Source organism: Arthrobacter sp. MMS18-M83 (genome assembly GCF_026683955.1).
In the GTDB taxonomy this organism is placed as follows: domain Bacteria; phylum Actinomycetota; class Actinomycetes; order Actinomycetales; family Micrococcaceae; genus Arthrobacter.
Window position 1 is genome coordinate 2561422 of record NZ_CP113343.1, and the last position, 25937, is coordinate 2587358.

Genomic DNA, 25937 nt, shown 5'->3' on the forward strand with positions numbered 1-25937 from the left:
CCCTTGTGGCCGCCGGGCCCCCCGCTAGGCTGGGAAAGTGCCCCAAACAGTGACCCGTCCCACCGCGCCCTCCAACGCCCGCGAGATTCTGCGCCTGGCCGTCCCCGCCTTTGGTGCGCTTATTGCCGAACCCCTCTTCCTGCTGGCCGACTCTGCGATTGTCGGGCACCTCGGCGTCCCGCAGCTGGCGGGGGTGGGGCTGGCTTCCGCGCTGCTGCACACCGCCGTCGGACTTATGGTCTTTTTGGCATATTCGACAACTCCGGCCGTGGCGCGGGCCATCGGGGACGGAAAGCTCACTAAAGCGCTTGCCGCAGGGCGCGACGGCGTCTGGTTGGCCCTGCTGCTGGGCACGATCCTGGCGGTGGCGGGCTTCCTCGCGGCGGAACCGCTGGTCGGGCTACTCGGGGCCAACGGCGAGGTCCGGGCATACGCCGTGGACTATTTGCGCTGGTCCATGCCGGGACTCGTGGCCATGCTTCTGATCTTCGCCGGCACTGGTGTTTTGCGCGGACTGCAGGACACCCGCACCCCCTTGGTGGTCGCGACGGCGGGCTTCGCCGTCAACATCGCCCTCAACGTGGTCCTGGTCTACGGGCTGCATTGGTCCGTCGCGGGGTCCGCCATCGGCACCAGTATTGCGCAATGGGCAATGGCTGCCGTCTATCTGGTGATGGTGGGCCGAAATGCGCGGCGCCACGGCGTTTCGCTGCGTCCGGACTGGCGTGGCATCCGCACGATGACCACCGTCGGTTCTTGGCTCATGCTCCGCACCCTCAGCCTGCGCTTGGCAATCCTGGCCACGATCCTGGTGGTCACGTCCCAAGGGTCGGTGAACCTCGCCGCGCACCAACTCGCGATGACCATCTTTTCCTTCCTTGCCTTCGCCTTGGACGCGTTGGCGATTGCCGCGCAGGCCCTCATCGGGAAGGAACTCGGAGCTTCCCGTCCGGCTCGGGCTCGCGAACTCACGCGCACCATGATCCGCTGGGGCGTGGGCTTCGGTGTGGTGACCGGTGCGCTCCTCGCGGTGGCGGCTCCGTGGGCGGGCTTCCTCTTCACTCCCGACGCCGGCGTTCAGTCCGCGCTCACCGCGGCACTGTGGGTACTCGCCGTCGGGCAGCCTCTGGCCGGTTACGTCTTCGTCCTGGACGGGGTCCTGATCGGCGCAGGCGACGCCCGCTACTTGGCGATTGCCGGCGTCGTGAACCTTGCGGTTTATCTGCCCCTTCTGGCCGCAGTCCACCTGACAAGGCCCGACGGCGCGGCGGGGCTCGTGTGGCTGTGGGCAGCGTTTGCGCTGGGCTACATGCTGGCCCGTGGAGTCACGCTGGGGCTGCGGGCCCGCACGGACAAGTGGATGGTCCTCGGTTCGCACTAAACTGGACGGGTGACTCTCCCCGCCTCTTCAGCGACTTCATCCACGCCCACAGCAGCCGGGCTCTGGAAGCCCGTCCTTCTCCGTGCCGGTGTTGCGCTGGTGTTCGGAGCCGTGACCGTCTTCTGGGGCTCGCCGTCCGTACAAGTTCTGGCCTGGGCGGCCGGACTCTATCTCGCGGCAACGGCGGGCGCCGCGTTCCTGGCCGCAAGCCTTCCTGCTGCCGTAGCGGTCGTTGTAGCACTGGGCGGCATTGGCGCCCTGATCACGCAATCCGATACCGGTGTGGCGGTTTCCGCGCTCGTGGGACTGCTGGTGCTGGGGTTGTCTGAACTGGTCCAAGGATTCCGTCAGCGCGGACGGCACGTGCTTGCCCGGGACTGGATGATCTCCGGGGTAGTAGGTATCGGGACCGCCGTGGCGTTGCCGTTCTTCATCAGCCTTGGCGCACACGCACTGCTCGGTGTTGCCGGCGGTGGCGCCATCATCTCGGGTGTCTTGTGGGTGCTTTCCGGTCTGAGCCTGCGGCACGATGGGCGAACCCCCTCCGCCGAGGCCGTAAACTAGTAATCGTACGTTCTACTCTGCGTAGAACTCTAACGGCGCGCAAGGCGCCAGCACCCACGCCACATTGGAGGAATGACCTTGGCTGACCAGAAACCAGGAGAGCCGCGCAAGGCGCGGACCTCGGTTAAGGGACCGCTGATGTTCTCCGCGTTCTGGGGCGTCGTGATCTTCTTCGCCGTGCTGATTTTCGCCTCCGGTGGCAGTGCCCGCTCTCCGCGCTTTGACCTGGCCTTTACGGGCGCTGGCATCGCATTCATCGTGAGCCTCGTTATCGCTGCCATGCTTTCCATGAGCCACAAGGAAAATGCCGAGCATCTCGGCAAGGGCTCGGGCGTTAATCTGAGTTCCAGGAAGCCGGGCCACGGCCACGGTTCTGCGGCCCCCAAGTCGGGCAGCGAGACGGAAAACCCCGACGCCGACCAGCGCTAGGTTACTGTCAGGTTCGCGTCACGCCACGCAACTTTTAGCCGCCTGGCCACCACGGCAACCCCGGAAACACGCGGCAGACCGCCGTCGTCCGCTCCGAAAAGTTGCCGGACGTGACGCCGTTGGCTCACTCTGTACCTGACGCTTTCCGGGCCCGATAGGCGGCAACGTGCGTGCGGTTCGCGCAATTTCCGGTGTCGCAATAGAGCTTGGAGCGGTTGCGGCTCAAATCCAATACGACGGCGTCGCAATCGTCCGCGGCGCACACCCGTAGGCGGTCCATTTCCTTGCTGCGGATCACGTCCACGAGTGCCATGGCAGCTTCCGTCCCCATGCGTTCAGCGAGGGGCGCTTCCGGAGTGGTGGCGTGTAGGTGCCAATCCCAATGGTCGTGTTTGACCAGCTGGGGGAGCGCTTGTGCGTCGGTGAGGAGCCGGTTGACGGTCTTTGCGGCCGCATCCTCATCGGAGGTCCACAGGGAAGCGAGCTGGCTCCGCAGGCGCTTCACGCTGAATAGCTCGGCCTCGGTCCCCGCTCTTGTCCCGGTGAATTCTTCCGCGTCCAGGAAAGCGTTAAGGTCGGCGACGCTCGTGAGGGATTCGGTGCCGTTGGCGGACGTATTGATCAAATTGACCACGCTGCGCAGCGCCACTTCAGTGTCAGGTGCAAAAAGCACTTTGACTCCTTACATCTCTCGGGAGTATTGTCAGCAGCGTAACCCATTTTACTCCTGACAGGAGGCTGCTGTGTCAGCTGCAACAACCCGGGCTGGTGCTGGAGGTTTCATGGCATCGGGCCTGGGACTCGCGCTCTTCTCCTCAGCGGTCTTCGGCCTGTCCGGCTCATTTGCCAAGTCCCTGCTGGAAACCGGGTGGACCCCCGGTGCCGCAGTTGCCATTCGGCTGAGCGGTGCCGCGCTCATCTTGGTGATCCCCGCAGTCGTCGCCCTCCGGGGCCGTTGGCACCAACTCAAGGACAACTGGCTCACCATTCTCTTGTTCGGTGTGATTGGCGTTGCGGGATGCCAGCTTTTCTATTTCAACGCAGTGTCCAAGCTGTCCGTCGGGGTCGCGCTACTGCTCGAATACCTCGCCCCCACCATGATCGTGCTGTGGCTGTGGGCAGCGAGCCGACGCCGTCCCCGGGCCCTCACCGCTGCCGGAACGCTGCTCTCCCTTGGCGGACTCGTCCTGGTGCTTGACCTGACCGGCTCCGTGAAGGTGGACTTCGCCGGCGTCCTGTGGGGCATGGCCGCGGCCGTCTGCCTGGTCATTTACTTCTTCATCACAGCCAAGCAGAACGACACGCTTCCGCCGATCGTCCTGGCCTCCGGCGGGCTCATGGCAGGTTCCATCCTGATCTGGATTGCCGGTGGGACCGGAATGCTGTCCATGACTTTCGCCACCGCGGACACCCAACTCGGGCCGTGGGCCACGCCCTGGTGGGTTTCCGTCGCCGGACTGGTCATCCTGTCCACCGTGCTGTCCTACGTCACGGGTATTATGGCGGCCCGCAGTCTCGGATCCAAGGTGGCGTCCTTCGTCTCGCTCACTGAAGTGCTGTTCGCCGTGGTGTGGGCGTGGCTGCTGCTTTCCGAGCTGCCCGGAACCATCCAGCTCTTGGGTGGTGCCCTCATCGTGTGCGGCGTGGTTTTGGTACGCGTTGACGAGCTGCGGGCTGACCAACGTGATGCCGCGGAGCCCGGCAAGCATTGGGTGGCCCGGGAGCTTGACCACGCGAACGACGTCGAGCCGGTTCCTTCCGAGAGGGTCTTCTAGACCGATCCCCGCGCGGGCTAGCGATTGGTTGTTGACCGCGCTGGCAGTTAGTGTCCGTATTAAGGACAGAAGGTCCGGGCGCCGCAGCGTCCGGACCTTCTGTGTTCACCGTGTTAGCGGGAAGCGCGCTCCTTGGGCACAATGTCATTTCAGGGATCCCGGAAGACCGGGCCGGGGCCTAGCATGTTGGTATGTGCCGCAACATCCACACCCTTCATAATTTCGAGCCACGAGCCACCTCGGCGGAGGTGGAAGCTGCAGCCCTTCAGTACGTGCGCAAAATCAGCGGCAGCACCAAGCCGTCCAAGGCGAACGAGGAGGCCTTCGCTGAGGCCGTCCACGAGATCGCGCACATTACCCAGCATCTGCTCGATTCCCTCGTGACCCACGCGCCGGCGCGGAGCCGCGACGAGGAGGCCGCCAAAGCCAGGGCCCGGGCTGCCGTTCGTTTCGGAACGGCCTAGGCCCGGACTGACCGGCAGTTGTGTTGCTTACCGGCCGGTTGGCGCCAACCGTGAGTCAGTCGAGTGCGTCGGGCTATTTTGCGAACGACCGGAGCCGTAGCGAGTTCGTGACCACCAGGACCGAGCTTGCTGCCATGGCCGCGCCGGCGATCATTGGGTTGAGCAAACCCAGGGCCGCCACGGGGATGCCGATAGCGTTGTAGAAGAACGCCCAGAACAGGTTCGTCTTGATGGTCCTGAGGGTCTTCCGCGATAGCTCGATGGCTTGAACGAGTTGGCCGAGATCGCTACCCATCACGGTCAGGTCCGAAGCTTCGATTGCAACATCCGTGCCCGAGCCCATGGCAATCCCGAGGTCGGCTTGCGCGAGGGCCGCTGCATCGTTGACTCCGTCCCCGGCCATGGCCACGGTGGAGCCCTGGGCTTGTAGTTTCCTTACCGCGTCCACTTTGCCTTCCGGCGGGATGCCCGCGAATATATTTTCCGGGGCGATCCCGACGGCGGCAGCCACTTGGGCTGCGACCGCGGCGTTGTCTCCTGTTAGCAGCATCGGCCGGATTCCAAGTTCCTTGAGCCTCGCTATCGCTGCGGCCGAACCGGGTTTGACGGTGTCCCTGAGGGTGACGATTCCAGCAGGCTTCCCATCCACGGCAACCCAGATGGCGGTGGCTCCACTGGCTTCCTCGGCGGCCAGGGCCTGGCGCTGCGTGTCGTCGGGGAAGATCCCGTTTTGTTCCAGCCAACCGGTCCTGCCAGCGACAACAATACGCTCCGCTCCGCTTCCGGTTCCGTTCGCCGGAACGGTCCCGCGAACGCCCCCGCCCGGGGCGGAACTGAAGTCCTTCACGCTAGGGAGCCTGCCGGCGTCGGGCACGGCAGACTTGGCTGCAGCGGCGATGGCGTGGGCGATAGGGTGCTCCGAAGCTGCCTCGACAGCACCCGCGATGGACAGAACGTCGGCAGGAGAGTGGCCATTCAGGGCCACTGTGTGTCCGACGGCCAGTTTGCCGCTGGTAACAGTACCGGTTTTGTCCAGCAGAATGGCGTCCACGGTGCGCGTATCTTCAAGGACCTGCGGGCCTTTGATGAGGATGCCGAGTTGTGCACCGCGACCGGTTCCGGTCAGGAGGCCCACTGGTGTCGCGAGCCCGAGCGCACACGGGCACGCAATCACGAGCACCGCAACTGCAGCCGTGAACGAGGCATTGAGGTCTCCGCTCAGGACGAGCCACAACACGAAAGTAACGACGGCGATGACGAGCACCACCGGAACGAACACGGCGCTAATGCGATCGGCGAGCCGTGCAATCGGGGCCTTGCCCGTCTGCGCTTGGCTAACCAAACGCCCCATCTGCGCCAGCGTTGTCTCGGAACCGACTCTCGTGGCGCGGACCAACAGGCGTCCCGAAGTGTTGATGGTGGCACCAGTAACCTGGCTGCCCGGGCCGACTTCCACCGGCACGGATTCGCCCGTGATCAGCGAAGCGTCGACGGCGGATGCGCCGCCCGTCACCACGCCGTCAGTGGCAATCTTCTCGCCGGGACGGACCACGAAGACGTCCCCAGCCACCAGTTGCTCGGCCGGGATCTTGTGCTCGACGCCGTCTCGCAGCACCGTTGCGACCTTGGCGCCCAGATTCAGGAGGGCCTTAAGTGCATCGCCGGCCTTAGCTTTCGCGTTGGCCTCAAGGTAGCGACCAAGGAGCAGGAATGTGGTGACGACGGCGGCAACTTCGAAGTACAGCCCACCGCCCATCCCCTGGGATTCCATGCCGGGGTGTTCCGTCATCATCGGGTTGGCGAAAAGCTGCCAGGCCGAAAAGAGGTACGCGGCCAGGACGCCGATGGAGACAAGGGTGTCCATGGTGGAGGCGAAGTGGCGGGCGTTGATGGCCGCGGCGCGGTGGAAGGGCCAGGCAGCCCACGTGACGACCGGAAGTGCCAGTACGGCGGCGACCCATCCCCATTGCGGGAACTGAAAAGCCGGAATCATCGAAATGGCGAAGACCGGGACCGTCAGTATGGCGGCGGCGATCAGCCTTGGCTTCAGCTGGCGGCCCGCAGGACCGTGATGCATATGGTCGCCAGCCGCGCCGTGCTCAGTCCGCTCGCTCCGGGACACATGCTTTGCGTGCTCGGTCGTTCCTCCCTTAGACGCACGCTGCCGCATATCTCCCTGCGCGAGCTCGTGCGCCGAGTCACCGGCACCGTCGCTGTGGTCAGGACCCCGTTCGTTATGCTCACCATAAGCCTCGGCGGCGGCACCGTGCGCGTGTTCGCCAAAGTGCCAGGCGTCGGTCTCGAGCGGGCCGAGCATGGTGGGTTCGTGGTGTTCCGCGTGTTCAGGCTGGGAGTGGGCGTACGGAGGCGTTGGCCTCGATTCGCGGATCCACGCTTTGTAGCCCGTGGCGTTGACGGTGTCCACGATTTGTTGGTCCGTGACGTTTGCCGGAACTGTTACCTGGGCGGATTCGAGGGGGAGGTTCACGGAGGCTTCCACACCGTCGAGCTTGCCCAGTTTCCGCTCCACGCGGGCCACGCATGATGCGCACGTCATGCCCTCTATGTCGAGTTCGATGATGCGTGTACCTGGCTGGTGCAAGATGTCCTGATTGCTCACGCTGGCCCCTAGGCCTCGTTGGCGACTACCAAGTAGCCGGCTTCGGCGACGGCCTCGCCGATTTCGGACGGCGACAACTCCTGGGTGGAGGTGATGGTGACCGTGGAGATTCCGCCGGCATTCAGATCGATTTCGACGCTCTCCACGCCGGCCAAGGACTCGATTTCCTCGCTAACGGCTGACACGCAGTGCCCGCAGGTCATGCCGGAAACGCTGACGTTCGTTTGGATGGTGGCTGTGTGGCCCATGGCGTGCTCCTTGGTGGTGAGTTGGATGGTGTGGTGAGTGCTTGCGGGATTACCGCAGCAGGCGCCCGATGGCATCGGCGGCCTCCTTGACCTTGATGTCGATTTGCTCTGCGCGAACCACGGGATCTGATTCGGATGCGGCTCCGACTACGCAATGCCCAATATGTTCCTCCACGAGCCCGAGGCTCACGGCGTGGAGGGCTTTAGTGGCAGCCGAGACCTGCGTGAGGATATCGATGCAGTATTTGTCCTCTTCGACCATGCGCGCAATACCGCGTACTTGGCCCTCGATCCGTTTCAGGCGCCGAAGGTAGGCGTCCTTGTTGGGGGAGTAACCGTGTTGGGAATGCGCCCCGTCCTCGATCTCAATGCCGGGCTGCGCAATGCTCAAGTCAACTGGGTTGCTCAAGTCCACCGGGTTCATGTCAACCGGGTTCACCTCTGCGGACTTCAAATCTGTGGGGTTCACATCGACCGTGCTCATGTTGCAAAGATATACCCCAGGGGGGTATAAATCAAGTACCCCCGAGGGGTATGCGCCAAGTCGTGAAAGGAGGTCGCTTTACAAATTCTCGTTTTGCAATGCAAACCTTTTGCCGCTTGTGCTTCCGCTCACCTAAGTATGTTTGTAAAGTTTCCTTCCATACCCGACGCGGGGGAACCGCCGGGCAACTAACCCTTTTCTCATGGAGGATCCATTGAAAATCGCACGCTCTGCGGCTGCCTTTGCCCTCGCCGCCCTCGCCCTGACGGCCTGCGCCCCGCCCACGTCGAACAACGCCGCGTCATCCTCGGACGACAAGTCTGGCACCATCCGCGTGTGGCTCTTCTCGGAAGTCAATCAGGATCCCAAGTCCGCTGTAGTCAAAGCAGCCGTATCCGATTTCGAAGCCAGCCACAGTGGCGCCAAGGTTGATGTCCAGTACATCCCGGTCGACAGCCGGGCGGAGCGCTTCAAGGCCGCGTTCAACGATCCCTCCAGCGCTCCCGACGTTGCCGAATTCGGCAACACGGACCTCGCCAGCTATGTGGCATCGGGCGGATTGTCCGATATGACCGCTGACATCAAGGGCTGGGACGAGTCCAAGGATCTTGACAGCAAGATCCTTGCCACCACCGACATTGGCGGCAAGAACTACGGCGTGCCCTGGTTCGTGGGTGTCCGCGCCCTCTACTACCGCACCGACCTCCTGAAGGCGGCAGGCCTCGAGGTTCCCAAGACCCTCGCCGACGTCGAAACCGTGGCCCGCGCCGTCCGTGCGGCGAACCCGGACACGCTCGGCATTTCCGTCGGTGGAGCTGCCCAGTTCTCTGCCATGCCCTACCTCTGGGCCAACGGCGGCAGTATTGCCACGAAGAAGGGCGATACCTTTGTCTCCGGCTTGGACTCAACGGAATCCAAGGACGGCATCTCTGCCTACGCCCGGCTCCTCAAGGACGACATCTGCCCGCCGCAGACTTGCGCCGAATTCGGCGGAAACGCCAGCGTCCAGCAGTTCATCGCTGGAAAATCAGCCATGACGATCGGTGGCGACTTCAACTACAAGGCAGTGGCTGCCAGTGCCGTCAAGGACAAATTCGCCGTAGTTCCGGTCCCCGGAAAGACCGCTGGATCGATCGCCCCGGCCTTCGCGGGCGGCAACAACCTTGGCGTCTTCAACAGCAGCAAGCACCACACCCTGGCTGCCGACTTCGTCAAGCTTTTGGCCAGCAAGAAGTACCAGCAAAAGATGTTCGATTCCATGGGCAACCTGCCCACCTTCAGCGATGTGCAAAAGACCGTGGCGGACTCCAACCCGCAGGTCGCGCCTTTCATCAAGACACTCGCCGCCGGCACCAACTTTGTACCTGTGACGGAGACCTGGTCCACGATCGACGCCCAGGGCATCTTCAGCGGCATGTACCAGAAGATCGTCACCGGCAAGGCGGACGTCAATACGGCCAGCGCCGATGCTGCCAAGGCCATGAACAAGGTCTTCGGATCCAAATGATGCGTCTGCTGTCTCGAGCCGGATCCGCACCGGGAGGTAGGCCATGACGGCACTCGCGTCGGAGAAAGCGGACACCACCGGAACGCACAACCGCAAGCCGACGACGGCGCGCGCGTCCCGCCGTCGTTCGCTAAGCAAGCGCGGCCTGGAACTGTGGCTCTACCTGGCTCCGGCTTTCATCGTCCTGATCGCGCTGCTGGGATACCCGATTTTCCAGCTGATAAACGTTTCGTTGTACGACTACCGCCAAGCCCAAGTCAGCGGCAAGGCACCTCTTCAGTTCACGGGCCTGGAGAACTATCAGAAGCTCGTCGCCGATCCTGAGTTCTGGTCTGTTTTAGGCAACACCGTGCTGTTCGCGGGCGCTTGCGTTGTCCTGACTCTGCTGGTGGGAACATCGCTGGCAGTACTGGCTACGCGGCTGCGGCCCTGGGTCCGGACTGCGCTATTCGTGGTCTCGCTCGGTGCTTGGGCCACCCCGGCCGTCACCGGCAGCGCCGTGTGGCTTTTCCTCTTCGACCCCACCCTGGGGCTCGTCAACAAGGTGCTCGTCTCCGTGGGCTTGACGCAGTTCAACGGCTACTCCTGGACCTACGACAAGTGGTCAGCCTTTGGGCTGGTGGCCAGCGAAGTGGTGTGGTGTTCGTTCCCGTTCGTGCTCGTGACGGTCTACGCCGGCATCCAGGCGATCTCCATCGAAGTGATCGAGGCGGCCCGGCTGGACGGTGCTTCCATGCCCCGGATCGCGCGCAGCATCATGCTTCCCATGCTGCGGCCGATTGTTATCGTGGTGACCATCCAGTCGATTATCTGGAACTTCAAGATCTTTTCGCAGATCTACATCATGACCAACGGCGGCGGCATCGCTGGACAGAACCTCGTGCTGAACGTCTACGGCTACCAGCAGGCATTCGCGGCCAGCCTTTACGGGCTCGGTTCGGCCCTCGGTGTCATCATGACCGCCCTGCTGATGATCATCACCCTGGTGTACCTCCGCATCCTTAAGAGAACGGGAGAAGCCCTGTGACCGCCGTCAACGTTTCACTCCGCAAGAACCGGCCTGCGCCGGAAGCTCCGCAAAAGTTCCGCAAAGGCGGACGACGCCGTTGGGGCGCCGACGCTGGGGCACTCGCCATCGCGCTTCTCGTCGCGTTCCCCCTGTTCTGGATGGTCCTTTCGGCCCTCAAGCCGAAGACAGCACTCGATGCCGGCGACGCGGCACCGTTCACCCTCGAACCGTCGTTCGATTCCTTCATGCGGGTCCTCTCGGTGAACAATTTTGGCCGGTATTTCCTCAACAGTGTGATTGTGGCGGTTGTAGTCGTCATCATTTCGACGGTGCTGGCTTTCCTGGCGTCCGTGGCGCTGACCCGTTACGAATTCAAAATGCGCACCAAGCTCCTGATCGTGGTCCTGGTGTCCCAGATGGTGCCGGTGGAGGCGCTGACGATTCCGCTGTTCTTCCTGCTCCGCAACGCGGGCGAGGCGATACCGCTGGTGGGCCTGAACCAGCTCGGCTCCCTGGTGTTGGTGCACGTCGGGTTCAGCATCCCGTTCGCGATCTGGATGCTTCGTGGCTTTGTGGCAGCCGTGCCGGTGGAGCTTGAGGAAGCAGCGCGTCTGGACGGGGCAAGTGGCTTCCGTTTTGTCCGCTCAGTGCTTTTCCCGCTTGTGGCACCCGGCGTGGTGGCGTGCTCGGTGTTCTCCTTCATCTCAACGTGGAATGACTTCCTGTTCGCGAAGACGTTCATCATTTCCGCCCAGGAGAACCAGACCCTGCCCATGGCATTGTTGACCTTCTTCAAGCCTGACCAGAACGATTGGGGTGCCATTATGGCCGGTTCCGTGATCATGACCATTCCGGTGCTGATCTTCTTCATCGCAGTGCAGCGAAAGCTCGTGTCCGGCCTGGCCGGGGCGGTGAAAGGATGAGCGCCGCAGATCTGCTGGTTCCCGTTCCGTGCTTAATTGAGTCCGGCGACGGCTTCCTGGAACTGGACTCGGCCACCACCTTGGCCGCCGATCCGGAGCTCAGCAGCGCGCGCCGCTGGCTGGCCCACACCCTCGGCGCGTCCACCGGCTGGGACCTGTTTCCGGCCACCGCGGCTCATGCGCGCATCAGCCTTCGGCTTGATCCGGAGCTCGAGGCTGAGGCCTATCGCCTGGAGGTGGGCGCCGCCGTCGTGATTCACTCGGGTGGCCCGGCAGGAGCCTTCTATGCAGCGCAGACGCTCCTGCAGATGTTGGGACCCGCGGCCTTTCGGCAAGCGCCGGTTGCGGAAGTTGGAGGCGGATGGCAGGTTCCCAAGGTGTCCATCCAAGACCAGCCCCGCTTCGGCTACCGCGGCGTGATGCTGGACGTGGCCCGGCATTTCATGCCCAAGGACAATCTGCTGCGGTTCATCGAGGTGATGGCCATGCACAAACTCAATGTCCTGCACCTGCACCTCACGGACGACCAAGGCTGGCGGATCCAGATCAACCGCTACCCGAGGCTCACCGAGACCGGGGCGTGGCGACGGGAGTCCTCGCTGGGCTCGTGGCGGGCCGGGATTTTCGACGGGCTTCCGCACGGAGGTTTCTACAGCCAGGACGATCTCCGCGAAGTGGTCGCGTTCGCTGCGGAACGGCACATCACCGTCATTCCGGAGATCGATGTTCCGGGACACAGCCAGGCCGCCATCGCCGCCTACCCGGAACTTGGCACGGGCGCGGATGTAGAGGTTTGGACCCGCTGGGGAATCAACGAGACCGTGCTGGAAGTCTCGGACACGTCGCTGGAGTTCTACCGCAATGTGCTCGACGAAGTAGTGGAGATTTTCCCCTCCCGCTGGATCAGCTTGGGCGGGGACGAAGTTCCGCCGGCCCAGTGGCAATCCAGTGCGGAGGCGCAGGCCAAAGCCGCCGAACTCGGCTTGCCGGACGTTTCGGGACTGCACAGCTGGTTTGTCGGGCAGCTGGCAAAGCACCTTGACGGGCATGGGCGCGCGACTTCTGTGTGGGACGAAATCGGCGATGGCGAACTCCCCGACGGCGCGCTGGTTGCCTCCTGGCGTGGCTATGAAGGGGGCCTCAAGGCGCTCGAGAGTGGCTACGACGTGGTCATGTGCCCCGAGCACAAGCTGTACCTCGACCACCGTCAGGCCGACGGCGACGGCGAGCCCGTGCCGGTAGGGTTCGTCATTACGCTGAAGGACGTCTACGAATTCGAACCGCTGCCAGCCGGTGCGCATGACGCGTATCCCGGCCGGCTCCTCGGGGCGCAGGCCAACATCTGGACCGAACACCTGGATTCGCCGCGGCGGGTCCACTTCGCCGCATTTCCGCGGCTGAGTGCCGTCGCGGAGGTGCTCTGGTCCCGGCCCGAGGACCGGGACTACGATGGTTTCCTGACCAGGCTCGAAGGGGGCCATCTGGAACGGCTGGAAGCCATGGGAGTGGAATTTCGGCCGCTGTCAGGGCCTAAACCCTGGCAGTTGAGGCCCGGCGTGGTTGGCTGGAAACGCGATTACGACGCTGAGCAGCGCAGCGCCGCTGAATAGGACACACGTGGGTACAGAAGGCACGGAGGCCCGGAACTCCTCGGCCTCGTTGCGGAAGGCGCTGGCTTTGCTGGCGGTGGTGGCGGAGCATCCGGTGAGCGCGGACGGACTCGCCTTGGTGGAGCTGACCAAGCTCTCCGGGCTCAATAAGAGCACAGTGCTGCGCTTGGCAGCGCCTTTGTTGGAGGAAAACCTGCTGGAACGCGATGCGGAGAGCGGGCGCTTCCGGCTGGGTCACGGTTGCCTCCGACTGGGGCAGGCCTATTTGGATCGGTTGGATTTGCGCAGCGTCGCCAACGCCGAACTCCGGGTGCTGATGCGGGCCACTGAAAGCACCTGCCACCTTGTGGTCCTGTCCGGTCACGACGTGGTCTACCTCGACAAGGTGGAAGATGAGGCAACGGTTCGCATGGCATCGAGGGTCGGCGCGACCATGCCGGCCTACCGTACCGCGGTAGGCAAAGCCATGCTGGCGTTCAGTCCGGAGGAAGTGGTGGCGTCAATCCTGGCCAGCGAGCTGGTTCCGATCACCGACAGAACCATCACGGATCCCGAGCAGCTGCGGGCGGAATTCGCCGCAATCCGTCGCCGGGGCTATGCAATTGATGACCGCGAGAACGAGCCCGAGGTCCGGTGCGTCGCCGCCCCGATCTTCGGCCACGACGACCACGTGGTTGCCGCCGTCAGCGTCTCCTCGTTGTCGTCCCGGATGACCGCCAAACGCGTCCGTGAAGTAGGTCCTATGGCCGCCGAAACCAGTCTCCGCATCTCGGCCAAGCTGGGATCGCGGCGGGCCAACGCCAAACTCGCGAAGCTGGCTTAGGGGTGCGGATGGAAGAGCCAATGAACGACGCCGGGGCTGGGGTCGGGGCGGGCGGCGCGGCTGACGCGGGCAGCGCAGCGGCCGGGGCCGGGCAGGGCGGCGCAGCGTCCGCCTACTTCCGCAGCAAGCTGCGGTTCGAGATCGACGTCATGGACGTCGCGGATGCGGCTCCCGGTAGCTTCGTGCTGGTTGATACGCGCCGTCAGTCTTCGTGGGACCACGGGCATATCCCCGGTGCCGTGCACCTGCCGACGGCCCAGATCCCTGCGCGCGCGGCCACCCTGATCCCGGCCGGGACATCAGTGGTGGTCTATTCCTGGGGACCGGGGTGCAACGGGAGTACCTTCGCGGCCCTGGCCTTCGCCGAGCTCGGGTACCCGGTACGCGAAATGATCGGCGGCATTGAGTATTGGGCCCGGAACGGTCTTCCGGTGGAGACAGTTGGCGGGATTGTTGTTGCCGCGGCGGACGGATTGGTGACGGCGCACCAGCCGGAGGTGTAGCGACGCTCCAACCGACTGGCGACGCGCAAATGGACCGGCGACGCCAGAATTCCGGTGTCGCCGGTCCATTTGCGCGTCGTAAACCAAAGTTAGGCCGTTACCGCCAGCGCGTCGATTTCCACGAGCATGACTTCGTGCGGGAGGTCGACGAACACGGTGGTGCGGCTCGGCAGTTGGCCGCTGGGGACGTTTTCGGTGATGAACTCGCCATAGACATCGTTCATGGCCGCGAAGTCGTCGCGCGTGGTGAGGTAGACGCGGAACATGATGACGTCCTCCACTGAGGAGCCGCCTGCCTCGAGGATCGCCTTGACGTTTTCCAAGGTGCGGCGGGTCTGGACGCGGACGTCACCCTCGCCGATGTACTGGTTGGTGGCAGGGTCCATCGGGCCCTGCCCGGATACCTGGAACATGCCACCCTTCTGGATGCCCTGGGAAAATACATGCGCCGGGGCAGGAGCATTTTCGGTCAGTACTACGGTCTTTTCACTCATGCTGAGTTCCTTTCATGGCTGATCCAGCCGAGGTCGCGGGAGATGGCCTCGGTGCTGGCTTTGAGGTCGGGCAGCAGCTCAAGCAATCCTTCATAGCTGAGCATCACCACCGGTACCGAACAAGAGGCTGCGGCCACGACGGCGCCAGTTGCGTCGCGAATGGGGGTCGCGATGCAGTGCACGAAGGCTTCGTGCTCGGCGTTGTCGTGGGCCCAGCCCTGGATCCTGACCTGCTCCAGTTCGGCCAGCAGGGCCTTCGGTGAGGTCAGGGTGGTGTCGGTAATTCTTGTGTAGTCCAAGCTCGCGGCGATCCGTTCCTGCCGGCTGCGTGGCATGTCGGCAAGAAGGACTTTTGCGACGGCGGCCGAATGCAAGGACGCGGTCAGGCCGATCCGGGAGTACATGCGCACGGGATGGTGGGACTCGAACTTGTCGATGTACACCACGTCATTTCCCTCGAACGCGGCAAGGTGCACGGTGTGCCCGGTCTTGCCGTTCAGCTCGGCCAGGTACGGGTGCGCCACTTTGCGGATGTCCCGCTGCTCCAACGCGAGCGAGGACAGCTCAAACAACTTGGAGCCGAGCATGAATCGTTGGTCCTCATCGCGGACCACGAAGCGTTTTTCCTCCATGGCATGCAGGAGGCGCATCACCGTGGTCTTGTGGACGGATGCTTTGGACGCGAGCTCGTCGAGGGTGGCCGGTTTGGCCGCGAGTTCCGCAAGCAGGTCAAGGGCCCGCATCAAGCTTTGGCTCATGGCGCTGTGCTCCGATCTTGAACGCTCCGGTTCTGGCTGCTGAAGTGCCCCCTGGAAACGCGGATCGCAGCCCATTCGGCGTCGGTGGAATCGAGGATGGCCGAAAGCAGGGCGGAGTCAGGAAGGGGGCCGCGATCGCCGTGCACAGTGAGGGTGCAGGCTGCAGCGACGTGACCGCGGCGGAGGCTCGCCTTCTGCTCGAGTCCGAACAGCATGCCACTCAGGTAGCCGGCAGCAAAAGAATCGCCCGCGCCCACCGGCTCGAGCACGTCCACGGACAAGGCGGGCACTTCCGAGCGAGAGCCGTCCCGTTCCAGGGCGATGGCGCTGATGGCTTCGTTCTTGATAACGACGACGGCGGGATCGGGCATGAGGTGCCGAAGCTCAGTTTCGTCTGTGGTGCCGAAGGCGTGCTCGGCCTCGTCCTTGCCCACCAGCACGATGTCGGCAAGATTGGCTAGCCGGCGCAGCACCGAGCGGTCCTGCCCGGCCCAGAGTGCGGCGCGCCAATTGACATCGAAGCTGATGAGTCGGCCGTGCCTCGGTGCGGCGAGGATGGCTTCCATCAGATCGAGGCATTCCGCCGAGAGCGCCGCAGTGATGCCGCTTAGGTGGATGAGCGGGGCTTCTTCCAACAAGCGCTCGACGGCGGGATTCGACAGGGTGCCCGGGCCCATGGCCGACGCCGCGGAACCTTGGCGGTAGTACAGAACTGAACTGCCGCCGTCGGGAGCTGATTCCTGGGCGGGGACCTTGACGTACAGGCCGGTGGGCCGCCCCGGGTCAACTTCGACGCCGGCGATGCCTACGCCGTGGCTGCTGAGCTCGTCCAGGATCCGGGTGCCGAATCCGTCCCTGCCAACCCTGCCCACCCAGTGCGAGTCCAGGCCCATGGCAGCCAGGCCCATGGCAACGTTCGATTCGGCGCCGCCGATGCCGCAATGTAGCTCGGTGGCTTGGTGCAGCGGGACGGCGTTCACCGGGGTGAGCATGGCCATCGTTTCGCCCACACATACAGCTGAAAGCATGAAACTCCCGCACTCCCTCTGCCGCTTCTAACGGCACTCGACACCCCCACGTAGAAAGGGATTTCTGTGGCCGGATCGGGCTGCCGGGACCTGCCACGGCCTTGACTCCCAATCCTGCACCATGTTAGACATATCACCAACAGCTTTGCAAACTGCGTTGCAAAATACGCAACGCAGTTGAGGCTTGCGGAAAAGCTTGCGAAAAATGCGCACCGTGAAGGGATCTAACTGGTGAACACTTCCACGTCCGGAGCAGGGATAGAGGCCGGAGCCGGGACAGAGTCTGGGGCAATTGCAACCGACGCCGTGGCCCGTCTGGCAGATGTCCGGCTCGATTGGCGGCACAAAGCAGTGCCCGCCACGGCCAACGGCACCAGCCACCGCGAGTTCCTCGCGGCAGGCCCCACCCTTGCGGACCTCCAGACGCCGTTGCTCACCCTCGACGCCGGGGCACTCCGCGGCAATGCCGATCGCTTGGCCACATGGTGTGCTGAACGCGGCGTGCTGCTGGCTCCGCACGGCAAGACCACCATGGCACCGCAGTTGTGGGCCGAACAGCTCAACCGCGGCGCTTGGGGGATCACCGTGGCGAACTTCGCGCAGCTCCGCGTTGCCCACGAATTCGGCGTGCGGCGGCTACAGTTGGCCAATAGCCTCACCGATCCGCATGCCATCGAATGGGTTGCCGCGACCGCCAGTCCGGATCAGCCGATCCTGTCCTGGGTGGATTCCACCGTCACCGTAGATGTCATCGGACGCACACTGGAAGCGGCCGGAAGCGACGCCGTCCTGGATGTGCTGGTTGAGCTAGGCGGAATCGGCGGACGCACGGGTGCGCGGGGCGTGGAGGCGGCGCTCGACGTCGCCCGGTCCGTGGCCGCTTCACCTCACTTGCGGCTGGTCGGCGTCAGCGGCTACGAAGGATCGCTCGCCCACACGGCCGCCGCCGACAGCCTCGCCGCCGTCCGCGGCTACTTGGGCCAGATGCGGGAGCTCCACAAGAGTCTGCTCAGCGAAAGTCTCTACGGGTCCGACGCCGTCATCCTCACCGCGGGTGGCAGCGCCTACTTCGACGACGTCGTCGACGTACTCTCGCCGTGCGTCAGCGGCGGCACGCAAGACGGTCCCCGCGTGGAACTCATGATCCGCAGCGGCGCGTACATCATCCACGATGACGGCTTCTACCGCGGCATCTCGCCGTTTTCCCGCGACGGCGGCGAACCGTTCAAGGCAGGGATGCACGGCTGGGCGCGAGTCGTATCCCAGCCCGAGCCCGGCCTGGCCATCCTCGACGCCGGCAAACGCGACTTACCCGTGGACGAGGGCCTGCCCCGTCCGCAGCTGATCGGACCCGCCCTCGGCGGTCCGATGCAGCCGCTCGCCGATGCCGAGATCACCGCGGTCAACGATCAGCACTGCTTCATGACGTTCGACGCCGGCACCACCACTGTGCGGCCCGGCGATGTCGTGCGCCTGGGACTTTCGCATCCGTGCACCGCCTTCGACAAGTGGACGCTCATCCCGGTGCTGGCGGACACGGACGGTGACCAAACCGTCGTCGACCTCATCCACACCTTCTTCTAGGACACGTGCCATGAAGACACTCATCAGCAACGCCGTCCTGGTGGACGGAACCGGAGCGGACCGTCGCCTGGCGGACGTCCTGCTGGACGGTGGGGTGATCGCGGTCGTCGCCGACGTCGGATCCCTCACCGCCAGCGGAACAGGCGCCGAGCGGATCATCGACGCCACAGGACTCGTCCTGAGCCCCGGATTCATCGATATGCACGCCCATTCGGACCTGCAGCTACTGGTCAACAAGGACCACTACGCCAAGCTCAGCCAAGGCGTCACCACCGAACTCCTGGGCCAGGACGGGCTGTCCTACGCTCCGGTAGACGACGCCACCCTCGCCGGAGTCCGCGAAAAGATCGCCGGTTGGAACGATAATCCGCAGGATTTCGACTGGAGCTGGCGAACGGTGGGCGAGTACCTTGACCGCCTCGATCGCGCAGACCACAAAGGCCGGATCGCCACCAACACCGCCTACCTCGTGCCGCAAGGAACTGTCCGCGCCCTAGTGATGGGTTTCGCCGAAGGGGACCCGACGCCGGAGCAGCAGGAACGGATGCAGGAGGTTGTCCGCACCGCCATGGAGGAAGGCGCCGTGGGGATGTCCTCCGGGCTGACCTACACGCCCGGCATGTACGCCCGCACCGAGGAGTTGGCAGGACTTTGCCGCACCGTGGGGGAATTGGGCGGGTTCTACGCCCCGCACCACCGTTCCTACGGCAAGGGCGCGCTCGGAGCCTACGCCGAGATGATCGAGCTGAGCCGGACTACCGGCTGCGCACTGCACCTGTCCCACGCCACCATGAACTTCGCCGAAAACAAGGGCCGTGCGGGCGAGCTGCTGGAGCTGATCGACTCAGCCCTCGACGCCGGCGCCGACATCACGCTCGACACCTACCCCTACCTCCCCGGAGCCACCACCCTTTCGGCCATCCTGCCCAGCTGGGCATCCTCCGGCGGCACCGAGGCCACGCTGGCCCGGCTGGCCGACCCCGAAACCAGGGCGAAAATCCGCGAGAGCGTGGAGATCTACGGCTCCGACGGCTGCCATGGAGTGGTTGCGGAGTGGCACACCCTCGAGATCAGCGGCGTCCAGAATCCCGCGCTCGCCGGCCATGTGGGCAAGACGATCGCTGCGATCGCCGAGGAAACGGAACAAGAGCCGTTCAACGTGTTCGTGGGGATCCTCCAGGAAGACCGCCTGGGCACCGGGATCCTGCAGCACGTCGGCCACGAAGAAAACGTGCAGGCCATCATGGTCCACCGGGCCCACACCGGCGGCAGCGACGGTCTTTTGGTTGGGGCGAAGCCGCACCCCCGCGCTTGGGGAACCTTTCCCCGCTACCTGGGCCACTACAGCCGCGACTTGGGCTTGCTGACGCTGGAAGACATGGTCCACCACTTGAGCGGACGCCCCGCCGCGCGGCTCAAGCTCGACCGCCGCGGCCTGATCCGCGAAGGCTACGCGGCCGACGTCGTCCTCTTCGATCCGCAGACCATCCGTGACGAAGCCACTTTTGAAAATCCCCGCCAAGCCGCCACCGGCATCCATTACGTGTTCGTCAACGGGACGGCAGCGATCGACGGCGGGAAGCCCACCGGCGCCCGCGCCGGCCGAGCCCTGCGTCGCAGCCCCGACGGACGCGCCCGAGTAGCTCCAGAAGAAGGTATCGAATCGCATGACTCCTGAAGAATTCGTCCAGCAGCTTGAAGCCGACCGCGCCCTCGCCGTCGTACGGGCGCCGTTCATCCCCGACGCCGCCGAGCTCTGCCGCGCACTGGCCGACGGCGGCATCCGCAGCGTCGAACTGACGTTCACGACGCCGGACGTGCTAAGCCATGTGCGACGGGCGGCGGAGACCGCCGCCCAGCACGGCGCCGCCGTCGGCATCGGCACTGTCATGACGGCCGAGCAGGCTAAGGCAGCCATCGACGCCGGCGCCCAGTTCCTGGTGACGCCCGGCCTTCGTCCGGAGGTGGCCGCAGTGGCCGTGGCGGCCGGTATTCCCTTCAGCTTGGGCGCCATGACGCCCACGGAAGTTGCGCAGGCCCTCGATCTCGGTTCCGCCGCGGTCAAGATCTTCCCGGCCAGGCAGCTCGGCCCGGCCTACTTGAAGGATCTCCAGGGACCGTACCCCGGCATTCGGCTGCTTCCCTCCGGCGGGATCGATGCGTCGAACGCCAAGAGCTATCTCGACGCCGGTGCAGCAGCGGTCTGCTGCGGAACCAGCGTTGTCCCTCCTGCCGCCGTGGCCTCGGGCGAGTGGGCAGACATCTCCGCCAGGGCCTCCGCCTTCACCGCCACCCTGACGTAGGAATCCCCAGAAAGTAACCTCCATGAATGAATTCCTGAACTGGCTGCGGCACGATACAGCCGGCCTGCTACTCCTGGCAGGTGTGGGCATTGCCCTCCTGCTGTTTCTGATTATCAAAGTCAAGGTCGAACCGTTCATCGCCCTGGTGGGTACCAGCGTGCTCGTGGCGCTGGTGGGCGGAGTGAGCATCGACGCCCTTGTCGGCTCGCCCATCAAGAGCGGGGATGCCCTCATTGAGAAAGGCTTCGCCGGGATCCTCGGACACATCACCCTGATCATCGGCCTGGGTACCGTGCTCGGCGCCATCCTGGAACGTTCCGGTGGCGCGGAGGTCCTCCTGGGGAAGCTCGTGAAGCTCTTCGGTGAAAAGGGCACCCCCGTGGCGATGGGTGTCACCGGCTTCGTCCTTGGTATCCCGGTCTTCTTCGACATCGGTATCTTCGTGCTCGCGCCCCTCGTGTACGTCGCGGCCGTGCGAGGCGGGAAGTCCCTCATCTTGTACGCCCTGCCGCTCCTTGCCGGCCTCTCCGTAACCCACGCCTTCCTGCCGCCGCACCCAGGCCCCGTGGCCGCGGCCGGACTCTTCCACGTTGAACTTGGCTGGATCATCATCATGGGCTTGGCCTGCGGCATCCCGGCGTGGTTCGCCTCCGGCATCCTCTGGGGCCGGTGGATCGGCAAGCGCGTGCAGATCGCCGTTCCGGAGGACCGCGTGATCCCGGAGGCCGAGGAGGCCGTGGGCCACGAGCCGCCAATGAGCCTTGTTGCGCTGGCCATTGGCCTGCCGATGGTCCTGATCCTCGGCGCCACCTTCGGCAACGTCTTCCTGCCCGCCGGTGGATTCCGCGACACGTTGGTGTTCTTTGGCAACCCGGCCATCGCGCTGACCGTTGCTGTGGGACTGTCCATGTGGCTGTTGGGAATTCGCCGGGGCATGAGTGCCAAGGAGCTCTCCGAACTCAGCTCTGCTTCACTGAAGCCGGTCGGCATGATCTTGCTTGTTGTTGGAGCGGGTGCATTTTTCGGCGCGGTCCTCTCGGCAACCGGAGTAGGCAACGCGGTAGCTGACACCTTGTCCAAGGCGGGACTCCCGGTCATCGTGTCCGCCTACGTGATCGCCTGCGGCATGCGCATTGCGCAGGGCTCAGCCACAGTGGCGATCGTCACCACCGGCGGGATCCTAGCCCCCGCGCTCACCGCCGGACATTATTCGCAGCCCCAATTGGCGCTGATTGTCATGGCGATCTCTTCCGGCTCCATCATCGCCAGCCACGTGAACGACGGCGGTTTCTGGATCATCTCCAAGTACTTCAACATGTCCGTGAAGGACACCTTGAAGACCTGGACCGTGCTGGAAACCGTGCTCTCCGTGGTGGGCTTCGGCATGGCGGCCTTGCTGTACCAGTTCGTCTAGGAGCTGAGCGACACGCAAAATCCCTGGCGCCCCCGGAATTCCGGGGGCGCCAGGGATTTTGCGCGTCCCCTGGGATTTTGCGCATCGCCGAGGTCGCTTAAACAAAGAGCTCCGGAGTGCGTTATTGGGGGATACGCACTCCGGAGCGGACTTTGGAGCAGGTTCTTTGGGTTCCTGCTGACAATTAGCTTACGTGCCCCAACGGCCCTCCGCTACCAATCTGAATAACTACTTTCACTTTACTTTTTCCAGGCCCGTTCCAGCCCGAAATTAGGGCCGGAAACCGGAGTCCGATCGGGCCCTCCGCCCCTTGTAGAGCACCCTCCGCAGGCCTAGCGTTAACTTGCACAGGAAGGGGTGGTCCACGTGGAGATCTTCATGTGGTGGCTGGACATTGACCTCAAGAGCAAGGAATGGCTGCGGGAGAACCTGCGGGCTGCCGAGCTTCCACTGGAGGTTCTGCAACGCATTGCCGAAGTCGGTGGGCCGCGTCTTGAAGAGCTGGCCGGCGGGCTGTCCGATGCCGACTGGGACTTTATTGAGACGCAGTCCGAGTTCGTGGACTGAGAAGGTTTCCTAGACCGGTTCATAAAACCGTTGCGGCTCCCGCGTGGGGATGGTTGCATGGGGTGCATGGCTACCGCAGAGAGTTATGTCTTGGCGATCGGGACCAAAAAAGGACTGTGGCTGGCACGCAGTTCAGACCGCAAGGAATGGTCCCTTTCCGGTCCGCACTTCCTCATGAGCGAGATCCCCAGCATCGGGATCGATACGCGCGGGGACAAGCCCCGGATCATGGTGGGCGTGCGCTCCGAACACTGGGGGCCCACCGTGGCCCACTCCGACGACCTGGGCGCCACCTGGACCGAGCCCGAGCAGGGCGCCATCAAATTCCCAGAGGGCACCGATGCCGCACTGGAGCGGATTTGGCAGATCTACCCGGACTCTGCGTCCCGGCCAGGAGTCGTCTGGGCCGGTTGCGAACCGATCTCCGTCTGGAAATCCACCGACGGCGGCGAGCACTTCGAGCTGAACCGTGGCCTGTGGAATCATCCGCACCGCAGCGAATGGGGAGCGGGTTACGGTGGCGCTGCCGCCCACTCGATCGTGGTCGACCCCTCCGGGGAGAACGTCCACGTTGCCATGAGCACCGGCGGGGTTTACAGATCGCTCGACGGCGGAACCTCCTGGGAAGCCCGCAACAAGGGAATCTCGGCCTACTTCATGCCGGATCCCAACCCGGAGTTCGGCCAGTGCGTGCACAAGATCGCCGCGGATGCCGCCGTCGAGGGTCGTCTGTATGCGCAGAACCACCATGGCGTGTACCGCACGGATGACAACGGAGAGAATTGGATTTCCATCGCGGATGGGCTGCCCGCCGATTTCGGCTTCGTGATGCTCACCCACCCGCGCCGCGAAGGTACCGCGTGGGTTGTCCCGATCAAGGCAGATAGCGAGCGGATTCCGCCGGATGGCCATCTCGCGGTGCACCGCACGGACGACGCAGGCGGGACCTGGAAGCGTTTGGATGTGGGACTCCCGGACCACGAATACAATGCTGTGCTCCGTGACGCGGCCGCGGTGGATTCAGCTGAACCTGCCGGGGTGTACTTCGGAACACGCGGCGGTTCGGTCTACGCCAGCGCTGACGAGGGCGAGTCCTTCATTGAAGTTGCCTCGCATCTGCCCGATGTGTTGTGCGTCCGGGCTGCCGTTGTCTCCGGTGATCTGTCCGCCGAATTGGCCGCTGCCTCTGCGGCATCCGGTCTGCCGGCGTAGGACGGGTCTTGTCCGACATCACCGTGGTTTTGCCCAGCGTCCTCCAGCCACTCGCCGGCGGGCAGTCCTACCTGACTACGCCCGCCGACGGAGCTGTGACCGTGGAAAGCTTGCTTGACGCTGTGACCGGGGACTACCCGGTGCTTGCCCGGAGGCTCCGGGACGAGACCGGGTCCCTCCGCCGCTACGTGAATATTTACGTGAATGGCGAGGAGGTCCGGCGCCTGAAAGGTCTGGATACTGAGGTTGCGGCCGGCCAGGAGGTCTTGATCATCCAGTCCGTGGCTGGCGGCTGAGCGGTTCGGGGCCAGGATCAGGCCACTCGCCAGACGGTGCATTCGTCGGTATTGATGGCCTTGCGCAGGCCAGTCAGCTGATCCATAATCCAGACGACGCCGATGCCCGGGGCCGTCTCTTGGACGCTGCCTCGGCGGATGACCACGTCATCGTAGGAGGGTCCGACGGAGAGCCGGGCTTCGATCTGGTCGCCGCGGTGCAGCTGGTCAAGCGCGCGGATTCGTGTGGGGTGGGTTGATACTTCCTTCAACATGGTGGCCTCCCTGGCTGGAGCTGCCAGCGTTTGCCGGCTATTCCAGTGTGGCGGGCCAATGTTGCAGGGTGGTTTCGCACGGGTTAGCCGTGGGTAAGACTTCCGTACACAAAAAAATCCATTGCTCCCCACCGGCCCCCTAGCCTCACAAGTTCGGCCAGGGAACCCTGCCGGCGTGGGCCCACGCACCTGCCGTTCTGAGGGCTCAAAACGGCGGGTACGGAGCAATGGATGGGGGTAGAGCGGGGAAGTTACCTCAGGCCGAGTTCCGCCGTCGGGGTCTTGAAGGATTCCCGGGCCGTCATTGCGGAGACGGCTGCGATGACGCAGATGACTCCGGTGAAGATGCTGATCTGGATCCAGCCGCCGGCCTTGGTGCCGCCCATTGCGGTGACGATGGTCGGGGCGAAGCCTGCCATGAGGAAGCCGATCTGGGTGCCGATGGCCAAGCCGGAGAAGCGGACCTTGGTGCTGAACATTTCGCCGTAAAAGGAAGGCCACACGGCGTTGGCGGCGGCGTAGCCGAGGGCGAAGTACACCACGGATACCAGGAACATGAGCGGCACGTTTCCGGATTCGAGCGTCAAAAGGAACACCGGCGTCATGATGGCGCTGGCAATGGCGCCGTAGATGAATACGGGCTTGCGGCCGATCCGGTCAGCCAGATTGCCGAAGACCGGCTGGGTGCCAAGGGCCACGATGTTGGCAGCGACGACGAGCCACAGCGTGATGGTGCTGTTGACGTGGGCCACGTCCTTGGCGTAGGCAATGGCCAGGGTGCCGAAGACGGTGCTCACGGCGGAGATGAAGGCGCAGCAGATAACGCGCAGGACGTCGGCCCAGTGCAGCCTGAGGAGGTCGGCCACTGGGAGCTTGGCGATCTGGTTGTTCTTCTTGGCTTCGGCGAATGCCGGCGGCTCGTGGAGGGTGCGTCGGATGAAGAAGGCAACCAGGACCACCACAGCGCTGAGCCAGAACGGGATACGCCAGCCGATGCCGTACTTGACCTCATCCGGGAGGGCGACGACGGGGATGAAGACCAATGCTGCGAGGATCTGGCCGCCCTGGGTTCCCGTGAGGGTCCAGGACGTGAAGAAGGAGCGGCGGTTGTCCGGGGCGTGTTCCAGCGTCATGGACGAGGCGCCGGCCTGCTCGCCGGCAGCCGAAAGACCTTGGCAAAGGCGAGCGAACACCAGCAGGGCCGGAGCCCACCAGCCAATGGCCTTGAAATCGGGGAGGCAGCCAATGATGAACGTCGCACCGCCCATGAGTACCAGCGTGAACATCAGTACGCGCTGGCGGCCGATGCGGTCTCCGAAGTGGCCCAGGATGATGGCACCGACCGGCCTTGCTATGTAGGCGAAGCCGAATGTCGCGAAGGACATGATGGCTGCGTTGGCGTCCGCGCTGGGGAAGAAGACGTGCGGGAAGATCAAGGCCGCGGCCGAACCGAAGATGAAGAAGTCGTAGTACTCGACTGCGCTGCCGAGGAAGCTCGCGAGGGCGGCCTTCTTCGGCGTCCCCGCCGTGGCAGCGGTGCCCGGCGTCGTAGACGGGATGGTGTGACTCATGATGTTCCTTTGTGTGACGGCGATGTCGCATCTGGCTGAAATTTGCTTACTTGGAACGCTGATGTGGGTCCGGCAGCGGCCTCACGCTGTAGCCACATTGTGAGAGCTACTTGTGC

General features: G+C 64.2%; 27 protein-coding genes. 18 read left to right on the forward strand and 9 right to left on the reverse strand.

Translation table 11 applies throughout. From position 1 onward, the window contains the following. Positions 1-37: 37 nt before the first annotated feature. The 3 genes from OW521_RS12025 (at position 38) to OW521_RS12035 (ending at position 2374) form a co-directional block, all read left to right on the forward strand. Positions 38-1381, forward strand: a complete 1344-nt coding sequence (locus OW521_RS12025) for an MATE family efflux transporter (RefSeq protein WP_268019882.1) — start codon at positions 38-40, stop codon at positions 1379-1381. Between the two features lie 9 nt (positions 1382-1390). Continuing rightward, positions 1391-1945: a hypothetical protein gene (locus tag OW521_RS12030; protein WP_268019883.1), complete on the forward strand. Its 555-nt coding sequence runs from the start codon at positions 1391-1393 to the stop codon at positions 1943-1945. Positions 1946-2017: 72 nt separating this feature from the next. Next, positions 2018-2374: a hypothetical protein gene (locus OW521_RS12035; protein WP_442781152.1), complete on the forward strand. Its 357-nt coding sequence runs from the start codon at positions 2018-2020 to the stop codon at positions 2372-2374. 124 nt (positions 2375-2498) lie between these two features. Here the strand turns inward: OW521_RS12035 and OW521_RS12040 are convergent, their stop codons facing one another. Then, positions 2499-3047, reverse strand: a complete 549-nt coding sequence (locus OW521_RS12040) for a CGNR zinc finger domain-containing protein (protein WP_268019885.1) — start codon at positions 3045-3047, stop codon at positions 2499-2501. A 70-nt stretch (positions 3048-3117) separates the two neighbouring features. Between OW521_RS12040 and OW521_RS12045 the strand changes: the two genes are divergently transcribed. Together OW521_RS12045 and OW521_RS12050 are read left to right on the forward strand one after the other, a co-directional pair. After that, positions 3118-4149, forward strand: coding sequence for an EamA family transporter (locus tag OW521_RS12045; RefSeq protein ID WP_268019886.1), 1032 nt, complete (start codon positions 3118-3120; stop codon positions 4147-4149). Between the two features lie 191 nt (positions 4150-4340). After that, positions 4341-4613, forward strand: a complete 273-nt coding sequence (locus tag OW521_RS12050) for a DUF2277 domain-containing protein (protein WP_184739977.1) — start codon at positions 4341-4343, stop codon at positions 4611-4613. Between the two features lie 73 nt (positions 4614-4686). Here the strand turns inward: OW521_RS12050 and OW521_RS12055 are convergent, their stop codons facing one another. From OW521_RS12055 to OW521_RS12065, 3 genes are read right to left on the reverse strand one after another with little or no spacing between them, the layout of a single operon-like run. Beyond that, positions 4687-7233 (reverse strand): heavy metal translocating P-type ATPase, encoded by a 2547-nt coding sequence (locus OW521_RS12055; protein WP_326493952.1) that lies wholly within the window; start codon positions 7231-7233, stop codon positions 4687-4689. 8 nt (positions 7234-7241) lie between these two features. Then, positions 7242-7481 (reverse strand): heavy-metal-associated domain-containing protein, encoded by a 240-nt coding sequence (locus tag OW521_RS12060; RefSeq protein WP_265978069.1) that lies wholly within the window; start codon positions 7479-7481, stop codon positions 7242-7244. A gap of 49 nt (positions 7482-7530) precedes the next feature. Beyond that, positions 7531-7890, reverse strand: coding sequence for a metal-sensitive transcriptional regulator (locus tag OW521_RS12065; protein ID WP_268025847.1), 360 nt, complete (start codon positions 7888-7890; stop codon positions 7531-7533). A 289-nt stretch (positions 7891-8179) separates the two neighbouring features. Here OW521_RS12065 and OW521_RS12070 point away from each other — a divergent pair, with 289 nt between their 5' ends. The 6 genes from OW521_RS12070 (at position 8180) to OW521_RS12095 (ending at position 14340) form a co-directional block, all read left to right on the forward strand. Then, a complete protein-coding gene (locus OW521_RS12070; RefSeq protein ID WP_268019887.1) occupies positions 8180-9472 on the forward strand; it encodes an extracellular solute-binding protein in 1293 nt (430 codons plus the stop codon). A gap of 43 nt (positions 9473-9515) precedes the next feature. Then, positions 9516-10499, forward strand: a complete 984-nt coding sequence (locus OW521_RS12075) for a carbohydrate ABC transporter permease (RefSeq protein ID WP_268019888.1) — start codon at positions 9516-9518, stop codon at positions 10497-10499. Then, positions 10496-11404: a carbohydrate ABC transporter permease gene (locus OW521_RS12080; RefSeq protein WP_268019889.1), complete on the forward strand. Its 909-nt coding sequence runs from the start codon at positions 10496-10498 to the stop codon at positions 11402-11404. Before OW521_RS12075 ends, OW521_RS12080 begins: the two co-directional genes overlap by 4 nt. After that, positions 11401-13014, forward strand: coding sequence for a beta-N-acetylhexosaminidase (locus OW521_RS12085; RefSeq protein ID WP_268019890.1), 1614 nt, complete (start codon positions 11401-11403; stop codon positions 13012-13014). Before OW521_RS12080 ends, OW521_RS12085 begins: the two co-directional genes overlap by 4 nt. A 7-nt stretch (positions 13015-13021) precedes the next feature. Continuing rightward, complete coding sequence (locus OW521_RS12090; RefSeq protein WP_268019891.1) at positions 13022-13837, forward strand: IclR family transcriptional regulator; 816 nt, start codon at positions 13022-13024, stop codon at positions 13835-13837. Positions 13838-13986: 149 nt separating this feature from the next. Then, positions 13987-14340, forward strand: coding sequence for a rhodanese-like domain-containing protein (locus tag OW521_RS12095; RefSeq protein WP_268025849.1), 354 nt, complete (start codon positions 13987-13989; stop codon positions 14338-14340). A gap of 89 nt (positions 14341-14429) precedes the next feature. On the opposite strand, the gene OW521_RS12100 is transcribed toward OW521_RS12095, so the two are convergent. From OW521_RS12100 to OW521_RS12110, 3 genes are read right to left on the reverse strand one after another with little or no spacing between them, the layout of a single operon-like run. Beyond that, positions 14430-14834 (reverse strand): RidA family protein, encoded by a 405-nt coding sequence (locus tag OW521_RS12100; protein ID WP_268019892.1) that lies wholly within the window; start codon positions 14832-14834, stop codon positions 14430-14432. Further along, positions 14831-15592, reverse strand: a complete 762-nt coding sequence (locus OW521_RS12105) for an IclR family transcriptional regulator (protein ID WP_268019893.1) — start codon at positions 15590-15592, stop codon at positions 14831-14833. Before OW521_RS12105 ends, OW521_RS12100 begins: the two co-directional genes overlap by 4 nt. Then, positions 15589-16620: a sugar kinase gene (locus OW521_RS12110; RefSeq protein WP_268019894.1), complete on the reverse strand. Its 1032-nt coding sequence runs from the start codon at positions 16618-16620 to the stop codon at positions 15589-15591. The genes OW521_RS12105 and OW521_RS12110 overlap by 4 nt, the downstream gene beginning before the upstream one ends. A 231-nt stretch (positions 16621-16851) precedes the next feature. Between OW521_RS12110 and OW521_RS12115 the strand changes: the two genes are divergently transcribed. From OW521_RS12115 to OW521_RS12145, 7 genes are all read left to right on the forward strand, one after another. Next, positions 16852-18204 carry an alanine racemase gene (locus OW521_RS12115; RefSeq protein ID WP_268019895.1) on the forward strand — a complete coding sequence of 451 codons (1353 nt, stop codon included), beginning with the start codon at positions 16852-16854 and terminating at the stop codon, positions 18202-18204. Between the two features lie 10 nt (positions 18205-18214). Next, positions 18215-19882 (forward strand): N-acyl-D-amino-acid deacylase family protein, encoded by a 1668-nt coding sequence (locus OW521_RS12120; RefSeq protein ID WP_268019896.1) that lies wholly within the window; start codon positions 18215-18217, stop codon positions 19880-19882. Continuing rightward, the gene (locus tag OW521_RS12125) at positions 19872-20507 is read left to right on the forward strand and encodes a bifunctional 4-hydroxy-2-oxoglutarate aldolase/2-dehydro-3-deoxy-phosphogluconate aldolase (protein WP_268019897.1); all 636 of its coding nucleotides are present in this window, start codon (positions 19872-19874) and stop codon (positions 20505-20507) included. Before OW521_RS12120 ends, OW521_RS12125 begins: the two co-directional genes overlap by 11 nt. Before the next feature lie 22 nt (positions 20508-20529). Beyond that, the gene (locus OW521_RS12130; RefSeq protein WP_268019898.1) at positions 20530-21921 is read left to right on the forward strand and encodes a GntP family permease; all 1392 of its coding nucleotides are present in this window, start codon (positions 20530-20532) and stop codon (positions 21919-21921) included. A 366-nt stretch (positions 21922-22287) separates the two neighbouring features. Next, positions 22288-22488, forward strand: coding sequence for a hypothetical protein (locus tag OW521_RS12135; protein ID WP_268019899.1), 201 nt, complete (start codon positions 22288-22290; stop codon positions 22486-22488). 57 nt (positions 22489-22545) lie between these two features. Continuing rightward, positions 22546-23700 (forward strand): WD40/YVTN/BNR-like repeat-containing protein, encoded by a 1155-nt coding sequence (locus OW521_RS12140; protein ID WP_268019900.1) that lies wholly within the window; start codon positions 22546-22548, stop codon positions 23698-23700. 8 nt (positions 23701-23708) lie between these two features. Beyond that, entirely contained in the window at positions 23709-23996 is a 288-nt protein-coding gene (locus OW521_RS12145; protein ID WP_184740006.1) for a MoaD/ThiS family protein, read from the forward strand. A 17-nt stretch (positions 23997-24013) separates the two neighbouring features. Here the strand turns inward: OW521_RS12145 and OW521_RS12150 are convergent, their stop codons facing one another. Beyond that, positions 24014-24250 (reverse strand): hypothetical protein, encoded by a 237-nt coding sequence (locus OW521_RS12150; protein ID WP_059388807.1) that lies wholly within the window; start codon positions 24248-24250, stop codon positions 24014-24016. A gap of 251 nt (positions 24251-24501) precedes the next feature. After that, a complete protein-coding gene (locus tag OW521_RS12155; RefSeq protein WP_268019901.1) occupies positions 24502-25821 on the reverse strand; it encodes an MFS transporter in 1320 nt (439 codons plus the stop codon). Between the last annotated feature and the right edge of the window lie 116 nt (positions 25822-25937).